Raw genomic sequence first — 14494 nt, 5'->3', positions numbered from 1 at the left:
TGTATCCTGAATTTCAGGCACAAAAAAAACCTCTATTTCTAACAAAAAGTTTTCGATTCAGGCTTTCGTTGTTGTTGGCAAAGAGAAAGCGGACGGCTTTCTACAAACACAACCCGCGAGCCCCGGCGTGACAGGCCGCTTATGGTTTTATAAAGAGTCTAACCAACTGAACGACCACTCCGAACAATCTGTATTTTTGTATCCTGAATTTCAGGCACAAAAAAAGCCTCTATTTCTAACAAAAAGTTTTCGATTCAGGCTTTCGTTGTTGTTGGCAAAGAGAAAGCGGACGGCTTTCTACAAACACAACCCGCGAGCCACTGCGTGACAGGCCGCTTATGGTTTTATAAAGAGTCTAACCAACTGAACGACCACTCCGAACAATCTGTATTTTTTGTATCCTGAATTTCAGGCACAAAAAAAGCCTGAATCTTTCGATTCAGGCTTTCGTTGTTGTTGGCGGAGTGGACGGGACTCGAACCCGCGACCCCCGGCGTGACAGGCCGGTATTCTAACCAACTGAACTACCACTCCGCACAATCTGTGCTAATGTTTCCATCAGTCTTAATTTGGCGCTTGGCGATGCCCTACTCTCACATGGGGAAGCCCCACACTACCATCGGCGTTATTACGTTTCACTACTGAGTTCGGAATGGGATCAGGTGGTACCGCAACACTATGGTCACCAAGCAAATTTGGTTTGCTTTCAAGTTGTATCTTTAAAATCTGAAAAGCTATAAATAAAGAAGTCTTTAAAACCTATCTTTCGATAAATAGTAGTGTTCAATCAATTCTTAAGTCGTATTTCAATTAATCATACTTTAATTTGTATGGTTAAGCCTCACGGGTAATTAGTACAAGTTAGCTCAATGCCTCACAGCACTTACACACCTTGCCTATCAACGTTGTAGTCTCCAACGGCCCTTCAGGGGACTTAAAGTCCCAGTGAGAACTCATCTCGAGGCCTGCTTCCCGCTTAGATGCTTTCAGCGGTTATCAGTTCCGAACTTAGCTACCGGGCAATGCTATTGGCATAACAACCCGAACACCAGTGGTTCGTCCACTCCGGTCCTCTCGTACTAGGAGCAGCTCCTCTCAATTCTCAAACGCCCACGGCAGATAGGGACCGAACTGTCTCACGACGTTCTAAACCCAGCTCGCGTACCACTTTAAATGGCGAACAGCCATACCCTTGGGACCAACTTCAGCCCCAGGATGTGATGAGCCGACATCGAGGTGCCAAACACCGCCGTCGATATGAACTCTTGGGCGGTATCAGCCTGTTATCCCCGGAGTACCTTTTATCCGTTGAGCGATGGCCCTTCCATTCAGAACCACCGGATCACTAAGACCTACTTTCGTACCTGCTCGACGTGTCTGTCTCGCAGTTAAGCTGGCTTATGCCTTTGCACTAACCACATGATGTCCAACCATGTTTAGCCAACCTTCGTGCTCCTCCGTTACTCTTTGGGAGGAGACCGCCCCAGTCAAACTACCCACCAGACACTGTCCGCAATCCCGATAAGGGACCTACGTTAGAACATCAAACGTACAAGGGTGGTATTTCAAGGTTGACTCCACATCATCTAGCGACAATGCTTCAACGTCTCCCACCTATCCTACACATGTAGGTTCAATGTTCAGTGCCAAGCTATAGTAAAGGTTCACGGGGTCTTTCCGTCTAGCCGCGGGTACACTGCATCTTAACAGCGATTTCAATTTCACTGAGTCTCGGGTGGAGACAGCGTGGCCATCATTACGCCATTCGTGCAGGTCGGAACTTACCCGACAAGGAATTTCGCTACCTTAGGACCGTTATAGTTACGGCCGCCGTTTACCGGGGCTTCGATCATGAGCTTCGACCTAAGTCTAACCCAATCAATTAACCTTCCGGCACCGGGCAGGCGTCACACCGTATACGTCATCTTTCGATTTTGCACAGTGCTGTGTTTTTAATAAACAGTTGCAGCCACCATTTCTCTGCGACCGACAATAGCTTACGGAGCAAGTCCTTCACCATCATCGGCGTACCTTCTCCCGAAGTTACGGTACCATTTTGCCTAGTTCCTTCACCCGAGTTCTCTCAAGCGCCTTAGTATTCTCTACCTAACCACCTGTGTCGGTTTGGGGTACGATTCTCTTATATCTGAAGCTTAGAGGTTTTTCCTGGAAGCCGGGTATCAACTACTTCATCTCCGTAGAGACTCGTCATCAGCTCTCAGCCTTAATGTGCGCCCGGATTTACCTAAGCACACAGCCTACAACCTTAAACATGGACAACCATCGCCATGCTAGCCTAACCTTCTCCGTCACCCCATCGCAATATAAGTGAGTACAGGAATATTAACCTGTTTCCCATCGACTACGCCTTTCGGCCTCGCCTTAGGGGTCGACTCACCCTGCCCCGATTAACGTTGGACAGGAACCCTTGGTCTTTCGGCGTGGAGGTTTTTCACCCCCATTATCGTTACTCATGTCAACATTCGCACTTCTGATACCTCCAGCAAGCTTCTCAACTCACCTTCGACGGCTTACAGAACGCTCCTCTACCATGCAAGAACAAGTCTTGCATCCGTAGCTTCGGTGGTATGTTTAGCCCCGTTAAATCTTCCGCGCAGACCGACTCGACCAGTGAGCTATTACGCTTTCTTTAAAAGATGGCTGCTTCTAAGCCAACTTCCTGGCTGTCTGAGCCTTTCCACATCGTTTCCCACTTAACATACACTTTGGGACCTTAGCTGACGGTCTGGGTTGTTTCCCTTTCCACGACGGACGTTAGCACCCGCCGTGTGTCTCCCGCGATTGAACTTATTGGTATTCGGAGTTTGCAAAGGGTTGGTAAGTCGGGATGACCCCCTAGCCTTAACAGTGCTCTACCCCCAATAGTTAGACGCGAGGCGCTACCTAAATAGCTTTCGAGGAGAACCAGCTATCTCCCGGTTTGATTGGCCTTTCACCCCCAGCCACAAGTCATCCGCTAATTTTTCAACATTAGTCGGTTCGGTCCTCCAGTTGATGTTACTCAACCTTCAACCTGCCCATGGCTAGATCACCGGGTTTCGGGTCTAATCCCAGCAACTATTCGCGCAGTTAACACTCGGTTTCCCTACGGCTCCGCTATTCGCTTAACCTTGCTACTGAAATTAAGTCGTTGACCCATTATACAAAAGGTACGCAGTCACAGAACAAGTCTGCTCCCACTGCTTGTACGTATACGGTTTCAGGTTCTATTTCACTCCCCTCACAGGGGTTCTTTTCGCCTTTCCCTCACGGTACTGGTTCACTATCGGTCAGTCAGTAGTATTTAGCCTTGGAAGATGGTCCTCCCATATTCAAACAGCATATCACGTGTGCCGTCCTACTCGATTTCACAGTAAGGTCGTTTTCATGTACGGGACTATCACCCTGTATCGTGAAACTTTCCAGAATCTTCCACTAACTTCCAAACTGCTTAAGGGCTAGACCCCGTTCGCTCGCCGCTACTAAGGGTATCTCTATTGATTTCTTTTCCTCGGGGTACTTAGATGTTTCAGTTCTCCCGGTTCGCTTCGCAACGCTATGTATTCACGTTACGATACTCTACAAAGTAGAGTGGGTTCCCCCATTCGGAAATCTGTGGATTAACGCTTTTTATCAACTCCCCACAGCTTAACGCAGATTAACACGTCCTTCATCGCCTCTGACTGCCTAGGCATCCACCGTATACGCTTAGTCACTTAACCATACAATCTAAAGTCGACCGTACAATTGAAATAACTAGGTATTATCTAGTTTTTTTCGCCTCAAGAATACTCAAGAACACTATATTGTTATTACCGAAGTAATAACGTGTTTTAAGAACTTCTTTATTTATTCAGCTTTCCAAATTTTTAAAGAGCAATTTGCTAAAAAGCAAAGATAAACAAGCGATTGCTTATCTTTGCTTACTAGCGTCTTACTATTAGTAAGACATACTATTCAACTTTCTATTCAAGCAATTTGTGTGGGCACTTACAAAAACTAACAACTTTACGTAAGGAGGTGATCCAGCCCCAGGTTCCCCTAGGGCTACCTTGTTACGACTTCACCCCAGTCATGAACCACACCGTGGTCATCGCCCTCCCGAAGGTTAAGCTAATGACTTCTGGTGCAGCCCACTCCCATGGTGTGACGGGCGGTGTGTACAAGGCCCGGGAACGTATTCACCGTGACATTCTGATTCACGATTACTAGCGATTCCGACTTCATGGGGTCGAGTTGCAGACCCCAATCCGGACTACGACGCACTTTATGGGATTCGCTTACCATTGCTGGTTTGCAGCCCTTTGTATGCGCCATTGTAGCACGTGTGTAGCCCTACTCGTAAGGGCCATGATGACTTGACGTCGTCCCCACCTTCCTCCGGTTTATCACCGGCAGTCTCCTTAGAGTTCCCACCATTACGTGCTGGCAAATAAGGATAAGGGTTGCGCTCGTTGCGGGACTTAACCCAACATTTCACAACACGAGCTGACGACAGCCATGCAGCACCTGTCTCATAGTTCCCGAAGGCACCAATTCATCTCTGAAAAGTTCTATGGATGTCAAGAGTAGGTAAGGTTCTTCGCGTTGCATCGAATTAAACCACATGCTCCACCGCTTGTGCGGGCCCCCGTCAATTCATTTGAGTTTTAACCTTGCGGCCGTACTCCCCAGGCGGTCTACTTAATGCGTTAGCTTAAGAGCCCAGTTCTCAAGGAACCAAACTCCGAGTAGACATCGTTTACGGCGTGGACTACCGGGGTATCTAATCCCGTTTGCTACCCACGCTTTCGCATCTGAGCGTCAGTTACTTGCCAGGTGGCCGCCTTCGCCACTGGTATTCCTTCAGATCTCTACGCATTTCACCGCTACACCTGAAATTCTACCACCCTCTCAAGAACTCTAGTTTGCCAGTTCGAAATGCAGTTCCCAGGTTGAGCCCGGGGCTTTCACATCTCGCTTAACAAACCGCCTGCATGCGCTTTACGCCCAGTAATTCCGATTAACGCTTGCACCCTCCGTATTACCGCGGCTGCTGGCACGGAGTTAGCCGGTGCTTCTTCTGCGAGTAACGTCACAGCAGTAGAGTATTAATCTACTGCCTTTCCTCCTCGCTGAAAGTACTTTACAACCCTAAGGCCTTCTTCATACACGCGGTATGGCTGCATCAGGGTTTCCCCCATTGTGCAATATTCCCCACTGCTGCCTCCCGTAGGAGTCTGGACCGTGTCTCAGTTCCAGTGTGGCTGATCATCCTCTCAGACCAGCTAGGGATCGTCGCCTTGGTGAGCTCTTACCTCACCAACAAGCTAATCCCACTTGGGCTCATCTAGTCGCGAGAGCTTTCAAGAAGAGGCCCCCTTTCACCCGTAGGTCGTATGCGGTATTAGCAGTCGTTTCCAACTGTTGTCCCCCTCGACTAGGCAGATTCCCAAGCATTACTCACCCGTCCGCCGCTCGACGCCAGAATAGCAAGCTATTCTTCGTTTCCGCTCGACTTGCATGTGTTAAGCCTACCGCCAGCGTTCAATCTGAGCCATGATCAAACTCTTCAATTAAAAGTTTTTGACTAATCAACGTTGTTGATTAAGTCGGCTCAATGAATTCTGTACTTCAACAACAAACCGAGGTTTGTTGTTTATAAAACCAAATCTTTCGATTTAATTTAATGTTCACAATTACATTGATATAATTTTTGGTCATTATATCTCTGCAAGTGCTCACACAGATTGCTTGAATAAATTGTTAAAGAACATACTGAGCGGCTGTTGCCGTGTCAGTGGGGTGGATTATAGACAACAGGGTTCCATTGGCAAGTGATTTACTAAGTTTTATGAAACTTTCACTTAAGTAGACTAAAAAACACTCAAAACGTAACATTTAAAGACTTTTCAGTCGTGAACAATGACAAAAATAGTCTTATTATAGAAAATCGTCGCTGCTAACAGCGAGCTCAGCATCATATAATGGTAGAAATAGTCACTAATCTATGTAATTACTCTAAACATAGATAAACAAAACAATATTCATATAACTGTCATCTTTCGCTTTTAGACTGCAATGTATCAACATAGATAGCTTATCAGGATGATGACCTTGCATATCACGACTCTTTCTCGAATCAGTTCCCTTACTTTAATCTGTCTTTCACTCTTAATGACCTATACTCTTTACGGTAGCCACCAGCAGCTTAATCGTCTTGATCACCAAAATTCGATGTTTGCGCAAATGAAAGAACAAGTCACTATTAAACTAAACCACTCAATCTCAGATTACTTACAACAAGGTAATACTGCCGATTTACAACAGGCCGAACAAATTATCAGTCAGTTAATCACTTCAATTAAGCAATTGGCCAGTGCCATTGATACCTCTGCATTAAGCAAAGAACTCCATCAATTTGCAGGCCTTGTTGAAGGTCCTTTACGTTCATCGGGTAAATTTGCCTCTGATCATTTTCAGCTACTGAATTTTAACGAAAAAGAACTCGCGGACAATTTATCGCTATTAAAGCGCCAATTATTAGAAAATAAGATACCGTTACGTCAACAAGACCTCATCCTCATCAGTGATATTCAGGCTAGCCTCGCGCATTTAACCAACCAACGCCAGCGCTACTTTAATCAGTTACAAACATCACAATGGCAAGAGTTGTTGATCGTAGTAAAAGAAACCGCTCTACTGATTAGTGAACTGTCCCAACTACGCCATTATGACTCCAGCACTGAACTAACGATTGAAGATGATAACTTCTTAAATGACGAGGAAGATGAAGAAACTATATCAATTGTTGATGTTACCAATGAACTAAATAGCCTTATTAGACGTTATCCAAAAGAACTATTGAATACTAAAACAGTCCTTTCTGAACAAACAGATAACCAACAACTCGTTTTAACGGCAATCAGTAATATTCAAGCCGCTATCTTAGCGCTAGAGAAACCAGTTAATGACTATGCCAGCACACAAAGACAAAGCACCTATTTATACCTTGCTATGATCGCACTCAGTTTGATCTTATTTGGTATTAGTCTGTTTTACTCTCAGAAATATTGGGTCGTAAAACCGTTAATTAAACTAGATAAAGCCCTCGCCTCTCTAGTTGAAAGCAATACCCGTGAACGCCTGGCCTTTGCCGATAATAAAAGTGAAATAGGTTTAATCGCCTTACACTTTAATCAGCTACTTGATAACGTTAAACAAGAGCAAGTAGCTAAACTCAATCAAGTAGAGCAAGTGACTCATGCGTTAAATTCGCTGCAAGATGATTTCCAATCCATTAGCCAATACTCACAAGCAAGCAGTGGTACCATTGGTGATATAAGCAGTGGCGTCTCAGCAGTGAATGAATTAGCACAGAAAATCGATACCGAAACCCAGTCAGTGCATGACTTAACCCAGCAGACGAATCAAAAAATGCATAAAGCAGCGAGTCAGATTATCGATTTCAGCTTGGCGACTCAGCAGACACAGCAAGCCGGAACTGACAGCTTAAAAGCCATTAAAGCCTTAAATACCAACATGGAAAATGTCGAAACTATTGTAGCTTCCATTCATAATATCGCCGGTCAAACCAATTTATTAGCACTCAACGCGGCAATTGAAGCTGCACGGGCTGGAGAGAAAGGACGTGGTTTTGCAGTCGTCGCCGACGAGGTACGTAATTTGTCAAAAAAAACCCAACAAGCACTGGAACAAATCAGCAGTTTTCTCACTCAATTAAATAATTCGAGTACATCACTCGAACATGAAATTGTTCATATCGCACAGCGCTGCCAACAACAGTTGGATAATGCGCAGGACATGCACAAACAAATTAATAGCGTCATTCAGCAATCTGAACAGTCACAACAAAACGCGGCAAATAGTCGTCATAATACTCATCAACAAGTCAGCTATATTAGCGTCGTAAATGATCAAATGCAGGCGCTGAAAAATCACAGTAAAGACACCCGCAATAAAACCCTGTCAGCACAGCAACAGGTATCGACACAAGTTCAGCAGATATTAAGTATCTTTACCTAAACTAGACATTAAAAACTTGAACCAGGGGTATCGAGAAACGCCAGTTCTTCGGTTGTCGATTCTCGGCCTAAAATATTATTACGATGAGGATAGCGGCCAAACTGTTCAATAATCGCTTGGTGTTGCAATTCAAATTCAAGGTTAGTTTGAATATCATTACCTTGATATAAAAATACCGCTTGTTGATGGATCACTGATGATTCGCTATGCATAAAAGGCAAATAAAGAAAGCTGCATTGCAGCTGCGAGAGTTCTTTATCTGCACCATTCGCGATCGCTTCTTGGGCAAGCGCTAACGCCATATTGTCATAGATAAATGCACGCGACGTATCACGGTACATATTGCGCGAAAATTGATCCAAAATGATAATTTCTGCTAACCGTCCTTCAGCACTTCGGCGCCAATGAAATAATTCACCTGCAATAGCGCGTTTATGCAATTCACTAAATCGAGTTATAATAATCCGATCAAACTCAATGTCCTTAACCCACCATTTGGCTGGATTAACCTCTTCAAACCAAAACTTAATCACTTCTTTATACATAGTTAAACCCATCTCCAATGATCCCACCAATTGAGTATAGGTTAACGCGAATCACTGAGCCCACTTGATAACGACACCGAGGTCTCAGTTCTCACATTTACGTGCAGTTTTATTCTATAATTTCTAGCGCATGATACAACTTCGGTCTAACGACTGAATTGACGAAAATCGAATACTTAATGAACTCGGTTTTTGATTCTCATTTGAACCACCTATTTACATGGTGTAGAAATAGTATATTTGTGATTTCATCCGAATAATAATACCGCGAATAACATCTAAGAAACCAAGAAAACCAATGGGTTTCACACCACTGATCCAGGCTAAACCAACAGCGCCAACGGGAATGTCATAATCCTCGGTCTCAATCAGTTTTAGACGCACAAAATGATGTTTATTCATTACATTCTGTCCCGTGGTAACTCGAACTGAGGTTTCTCTTGCCAGCAATGAACCTTGCGCTTCGCCTGTCGCTTCTATAATCCCTTCTACTTCCGCAGCAAAAATATGACCTGGGTAAACCGCAGACGCAAACTCTGCACCTTGACCAACTTTGATATTGCGAATGGCTTGGTGGTTAACACGCATTAGTACGTATTTTTCTTTGGTATACATTTGAATACGCGGCATCGCACCTATGTATTGACCTTCACGAATAATAAAATTTGTTAAATAACCATCGGCTGGCGCATACACACGGGTATTTTCTAAATTCCACAGTGCTTGTGCGTACACTGCGGTTTGATTGGCTAAATCAGCTTTACGACTATTCACAGCATGTTTGGATTTGATAGTATTAAGCTGGGCTTGTTGTGCACTTAGTAGTAATTTTTCAGCTTGAGATTGCAACACTGTCAATTTAGCTTCCGCAGCTTGTACCGCAGTTTTCTGCTCATCTAACTTACTTTCAGTGATGGTAAATGCAGCCACTTTGTTTTGATCAATATAGCGCTGCAATGTCGTCTTCTTCCAATTCATATCGACGTCTATTTCAGCTTGTTGATCGAGGTTGATCTTTATCTCTTTATTCGAGATCGCGTATTTAGATTCATTAATACGCACATCATCTAATGACGATGTTAACGCAACTTCAGCACTCTTCACTTGCGCAGCAGACTTATTCAGTGCGATCTGATAAACCTGATCTTCAAGTTCATAAATAAGCTGACCTTTGGTGACTGTTTGATTCGGTTTAACATAGATCGTTTTAATGTTGCCGGTCACCTGCGTTGAACCAGGGCGTAACTGAATATGTGGCGACTGCACTAATGAACCACCCGACAAATCCATTGGTGTATAAGTAATTAAACCAACCCAGACGAATAACAACCACGCGGATCCACCTATATAGGCAAAGCTCTTAGAATATTTATTCCATGGCATACCAATTAACCGTAATAGATAAATAAGGAATGCCCAGACAGCTAACCCTTCTAGCATGCGTTATTCCCCTCTGACTTCCAAATATCTCGTACTTTTGCAATGGCTTGTTCTGCATCGACAAACGCAATAATCACCGCAAGTACCCACACCCAATGCCAAATAAACCCGACCCAAGTTAATGTCGTGATCAAGGTTAATTGTTGATGGCTATTTTTATGCGCCTGATGAATAGGCACCTCATGAAACTTCCAAAAACCAATTCCTGCTGCAGCCACCGTTCCGATAAGCACAACAGCAGCAACAATATGTAACCCCGTATCAAAGCCAGTGCCCACAAAAGGCATAGATATTAAACTCACAGGTTAATTCCTTAATTAGCTAGTTTAGTACCTACAAATTAGGCCTAAAGTAAATAACAATAATGAGATCGATTATATTCGGGAAAGGAAGTGAAAAGGTACTCGTAGAATTGCTAGGTTTACACATATCAACTATTTTTTTATAGCCAAATCGCACGTAGAAAGCCCATAATATATTACTGAAATGACACAAATGACATCTAGCTTAAACGTAATGAGGACGCTGCATATGCGGGAGCTGCCCAACATAAATAAGACTGACTTAAGTATCGAACAATTTACCTTTGAGGTTTCCAATTGGTTACTGGAAAACGATACCATCGACTTACTGACTGCGATTGAGTCTTCGCTAACTGCTTTTTTGCCTTACATCCAAGTTCAACGCATGTCGTTGGTTCGTTTAACGCCAGATAATCGCTTTGAAGGCGCACTTGCTGTTGCGGCTCCTGGTTACAACCCGGTTTCTTTACCGGCACAGGGACTCTACTCACCTTATCTGGAGCAGATAAGTAAAGGCGAACTCATTATTGCAGAAGGTAATCTGCTCGATATTATCAATCATGATGAATTGCTGCTCAAAAAGATGGAAGGCATTATTTCTCATATTGTAGTGCCCTTTCGTGTGCGTGGTCGTATTTGGGGTGGTATTACTGCTAGCCGCTATATCGAGCCGGTGCATTGGCATGAAGACGCCATCACAGGGATCCGAAGTTTTGGCCAGATCCTCGCATGCACTTACGAGCGTTACGCCTATTGGGAAAAGCTGCAGCATAAAAATGAGAAGCTCGAGCTATTATCTCACCATCTAATGGATAGCCAAGAAACCGAGCGTCGACTGTTATCTCGTGAATTACATGATAATTTCTCGCAACGCATGGCACTATTAACCATTAAAGCATCATCGCTTTCGCAGACCTTGACTGTCGACAGTGATAAACAATCCGCAAATGCACTACACCACGAGATCCAAAATTTGGCTAAAGATATGCAAGCCTTATCACGATCGTTACACCCTGCGATCTTAGAAGATCTCGGTTTAATCACCGCATTAAAAGCGGAATGTCGGCGCATATCCACAATCAAAAATATTGATATGCAAACTTTATTCGACCCTATTCCGACGCTTAATAAAGAACTATCTCTCAACCTTTACCGCATATTACAAGAAACATTAAACAACGTTACCAAGCATGCGCAAGCGTCTGCTGTATTTGTATTGATGCAGTACAATGAAGGTAATCTTCACTTTCAAATTATCGACGACGGAATTGGTTGCAACCTGGATTTAAACCAAGCAAGAGGCAGTATCGGATTAATCAGCATTCAAGAACGCGCGCAATTATTTAACGGTACAGCGGCGTTCACCTCTCCAGAAGATGGCGGCTTTATCGTTGATATTATGATCCCGACCTTAAAGGAATATTATGAGTAATATAGTTTTAGCCGATGATCATCTGATTGTAGCGCAAGGCATCGCCAGTATTTTACAACCTGAGCATCAGATTTTAGCAATTGCCAAAGATGGCTTAGAATTAATCGAACAGGTCAAGCAGCATCAGCCGGATTTAGTGATCACCGATATTAGCATGCCAGACATGACCGGAATCGCGGCTATTGCGGCGTTAAAGCGGATTAATAAAACCGTGAAAATTATTTGTCTCACGATGCATGACGAACAAGAATATGCCGAAAGTGCAATGTCTGCAGGCGCAAAAGGTTATGTACTCAAGCATGAAGCGAGCGAGAGCTTAATCGAAGCAGTTAACCAAGTATTGGCGGGAAATGAATATATCTCGACCTCTATTTCGGTAAATACCGGTAGACCAAAATTATCATCTCGTCAAATCAGCGTATTACGTCTATTAGCTCAGGGGAAATCTGCACGCCAGGTCGCAGATGAACTGTTTATTTCACCGCGCACTGTCGAATTTCATAAGTATTCGATCATGAAATTAATCAATGCAAAAACCAGTGCCGAGTTAATCCAATATGCACTTAATCATGGGTTAATGGATTAATGGATTAATGGATTAATGGATTAATAGGTTAAACCGTATTATCTCACTTATCGTTGTGATGAATGACTGTAATAAACTTACGTAATAAATGTAATTAAATTACGTAAGTTTACAACCAAACCAGCAACCCTATTAAATAACAGTTAAAACAGCAACTTAATACCAACCTGGCAATGTACATCACCGTAACATTATCGTTACCTACCTAGATACCAGCTATAAACAAAGGATGTGTTTGATTCTAACAGCCCCCAACTCTGTTATATCTCTTTGGAGAGGCAATAAAAAACGTCTTTATTGCCACTTTATGCTAACTATGCGTGTTGCTGTTCCAACGTTAATTTATCAAAGAATAATCGAGTTTCGGCAATCACCACATGACGTAAACCAATCAAACCAATTAAGTTCGGGATCGCCATTAAGCCATTCACAATATCGGCCAAGATCCAAATCAGATCCAACTGTAAGAATGCGCCACCAGCGACCAACAAAATATAGAAATACTTGTAAGGTTTAATACCTTTCTGACCAAACAGATATTGCACACAACGTTCGCCATAGTAGTTCCAACCGAGAATAGTGGTAAAGGCGAAAAATACGAGCCCTAAGGTAATAACGTATTGACCAATTAACGGTGATAAACCTTGTTCAAATGCGAGCGTTGTCATCGCAGCGCCGGATGTTTCACCACTCCATACCCCAGTTAACACCAATGTGAGACCTGTCATGGTACAAATAATGATGGTATCGAAGAAGGTACCTGTCATTGAAATCAGCCCCTGCTTCACACAGGAATCTGTTTTTGCTGCCGCAGCTGCAATCGGTGCACTGCCTAAACCGGACTCATTAGAAAACACACCACGCGCCACACCACTTTGAATAGCCAACATCACAGTCGCGCCTAAGAAACCACCGGTTGCCGCTGTTGGCGTAAAGGCACTGCTGATAACTAAGCCAATTGCATCAGGCACCGCTTCGATATTAAATAATAGAACCAACAACGATGCGAATACATAACATACCGCCATAAATGGCACAGTACGTTGAGCAATAGCTGAAATAGAGCGAATACCGCCTAAAGTCACCATAGCGACTAATACCGTCAGTATCCCCGCCGATAACCACACCGGAATATTAAACGAGATTTGAACAGCATCAGTAATAGCATTCACTTGTGGGAAAGTACCAATACCAAAACACGCCACACCAATACCAAACAAGGCAAAGGCTTTCGCTAGCCAACGACTACCCAAGCCATGTTCAAGATAATACATAGGACCGCCCGCCATTTGCCCATTGTCATCAACAACACGGTATTTCACCGCCAATAAACATTCCGCATACTTGGTTGCCATACCAAAAAAAGCCGCCATCCACATCCAAAATAATGCTCCGGGGCCACCCATTTTAATCGCAGTGGCTACACCGACAATATTACCGGTACCGATAGTGGCAGAAAGTGCGGTACATAATGCTGCAAAGCTACTGATATCACCCTGCTTTTTGTTATGCAGATCGCTGTCGTCTTTATCACCTGAAAACAGGTACTTTAGCGCTAAGGGTAATTTGGTGATTTGTAAAAAACCTAAACGCAAAGTGAGATACATTCCGGTGCCGACCAAAAGTAATAATAATGGCGGCCCCCAAATAAATTGATCAATGCTTTGCAGAGTATTTTGTAAGGTTTCTAATAAAGAAGCTGGTATTGGTTGTAGTAAAGAAAATTGTAGTACTGCTAATTCTAAATAGTGCATTAAAATCATTCCTCGAGAATGTGAATCTGAGGAGGATGTAATTATTCAAGATGGGTAAACGAAGCAAAAAAACCACGGCAAAAGCCACAGCAAAAGCAGACGTGAAAGTACGCAAAAAAAATAATCCTATCCTCTGTCCTTTGTACCTGAGAGTTTCAACGACATTGTCGCTTTGCTCCTTCGGCGTCCAATTGAATGGATCTCTCCAGAGGCTCGTCCAGTAACAGTCCATGCTTTTTCTTGCGAAATAAAGCGCCTGAAAGATTTACTTCTTCGGCGGGCACATTGGCCACTCTCCTGCTACCTTCATCCGAACTTAGTGTGGATATACTGCAGTATCAAACACTGCAGGCTGATAAATATTAACACGGATAACTTCAACAAAAACAAATATAGTAGTTTGAATGATT

General features: G+C 43.5%; 7 protein-coding genes, 1 tRNA gene, 3 rRNA genes and 1 riboswitch. Of the genes, 3 read left to right on the top strand and 8 right to left on the bottom strand.

What is annotated here, in order from left to right; genetic code table 11:
- Window positions 1-457: 457 nt before the first annotated feature.
- The 4 genes from HWV03_RS02455 to HWV03_RS02440 all read right to left on the bottom strand — a co-directional run bounded on the left by HWV03_RS02455 (window position 458) and on the right by HWV03_RS02440 (window position 5558).
- Window positions 458-534: transfer RNA gene (locus HWV03_RS02455), tRNA-Asp, on the bottom strand.
- A 40-nt stretch (window positions 535-574) separates the two neighbouring features.
- Window positions 575-690: ribosomal RNA gene (gene rrf / locus HWV03_RS02450) — 5S ribosomal RNA — on the bottom strand.
- 140 nt (window positions 691-830) lie between these two features.
- A 23S ribosomal RNA gene (locus HWV03_RS02445) occupies window positions 831-3722 on the bottom strand.
- Between the two features lie 291 nt (window positions 3723-4013).
- A 16S ribosomal RNA gene (locus HWV03_RS02440) occupies window positions 4014-5558 on the bottom strand.
- Together the 16S, 23S and 5S rRNA genes with 1 tRNA gene alongside form the textbook arrangement of a ribosomal RNA operon.
- Before the next feature lie 532 nt (window positions 5559-6090).
- On the opposite strand from HWV03_RS02440, the gene HWV03_RS02435 reads away from it, so the two are divergent.
- Window positions 6091-8025 (top strand): methyl-accepting chemotaxis protein, encoded by a 1935-nt coding sequence (locus HWV03_RS02435; RefSeq protein ID WP_255547169.1) that lies wholly within the window; start codon window positions 6091-6093, stop codon window positions 8023-8025.
- A gap of 8 nt (window positions 8026-8033) precedes the next feature.
- Here HWV03_RS02435 and HWV03_RS02430 read toward each other — a convergent pair whose 3' ends face one another.
- The 3 genes from HWV03_RS02430 to HWV03_RS02420 form a co-directional block, all read right to left on the bottom strand.
- Window positions 8034-8570, bottom strand: a complete 537-nt coding sequence (locus HWV03_RS02430; RefSeq protein ID WP_211678316.1) for a DUF924 family protein — start codon at window positions 8568-8570, stop codon at window positions 8034-8036.
- 216 nt (window positions 8571-8786) lie between these two features.
- Window positions 8787-10010, bottom strand: coding sequence for an HlyD family secretion protein (locus tag HWV03_RS02425; RefSeq protein WP_211678315.1), 1224 nt, complete (start codon window positions 10008-10010; stop codon window positions 8787-8789).
- Window positions 10004-10297 carry an MFS transporter gene (locus HWV03_RS02420; RefSeq protein ID WP_211675619.1) on the bottom strand — a complete coding sequence of 98 codons (294 nt, stop codon included), beginning with the start codon at window positions 10295-10297 and terminating at the stop codon, window positions 10004-10006. Before HWV03_RS02420 ends, HWV03_RS02425 begins: the two co-directional genes overlap by 7 nt.
- 244 nt (window positions 10298-10541) lie before the next feature.
- Here HWV03_RS02420 and HWV03_RS02415 point away from each other — a divergent pair, with 244 nt between their 5' ends.
- Both HWV03_RS02415 and HWV03_RS02410 read left to right on the top strand, forming a co-directional pair.
- Complete coding sequence (locus HWV03_RS02415; RefSeq protein WP_211678314.1) at window positions 10542-11744, top strand: GAF domain-containing sensor histidine kinase; 1203 nt, start codon at window positions 10542-10544, stop codon at window positions 11742-11744.
- The gene (locus tag HWV03_RS02410; protein WP_211678313.1) at window positions 11737-12330 is read left to right on the top strand and encodes a response regulator transcription factor; all 594 of its coding nucleotides are present in this window, start codon (window positions 11737-11739) and stop codon (window positions 12328-12330) included. The genes HWV03_RS02415 and HWV03_RS02410 overlap by 8 nt, the downstream gene beginning before the upstream one ends.
- Before the next feature lie 314 nt (window positions 12331-12644).
- Here the strand turns inward: HWV03_RS02410 and HWV03_RS02405 are convergent, their stop codons facing one another.
- Entirely contained in the window at window positions 12645-14084 is a 1440-nt protein-coding gene (locus HWV03_RS02405) for an alanine/glycine:cation symporter family protein (RefSeq protein WP_255547020.1), read from the bottom strand.
- Between the two features lie 123 nt (window positions 14085-14207).
- Window positions 14208-14303, bottom strand: a riboswitch (glycine riboswitch).
- Window positions 14304-14494: the final 191 nt, after the last annotated feature.

It is taken from the genome of Moritella sp. 36 (genome assembly GCF_018219415.1).
GTDB lineage: Bacteria > Pseudomonadota > Gammaproteobacteria > Enterobacterales > Moritellaceae > Moritella.
Note: the sequence above shows the minus strand (reverse complement) of the source record. Positions and strands in the feature narration are given on the sequence as shown.

Bases quoted from the DNA above. Each gene is read 5' to 3' on its own strand.
- HWV03_RS02425 (WP_211678315.1), bottom strand. From the start codon at position 10,010: ATGCTAGAAGGGTTAGCTGTCTGGGCATTCCTTATTTATCTATTACGG.
- HWV03_RS02430 (WP_211678316.1), bottom strand. From the start codon at position 8,570: ATGTATAAAGAAGTGATTAAGTTTTGGTTTGAAGAGGTTAATCCAGCC.
- HWV03_RS02415 (WP_211678314.1), top strand. From the start codon at position 10,542: ATGCGGGAGCTGCCCAACATAAATAAGACTGACTTAAGTATCGAACAA.
- HWV03_RS02435 (WP_255547169.1), top strand. From the start codon at position 6,091: ATGACCTTGCATATCACGACTCTTTCTCGAATCAGTTCCCTTACTTTA.
- HWV03_RS02420 (WP_211675619.1), bottom strand. From the start codon at position 10,297: ATGCCTTTTGTGGGCACTGGCTTTGATACGGGGTTACATATTGTTGCT.
- HWV03_RS02410 (WP_211678313.1), top strand. From the start codon at position 11,737: ATGAGTAATATAGTTTTAGCCGATGATCATCTGATTGTAGCGCAAGGC.
- HWV03_RS02405 (WP_255547020.1), bottom strand. From the start codon at position 14,084: ATGCACTATTTAGAATTAGCAGTACTACAATTTTCTTTACTACAACCA.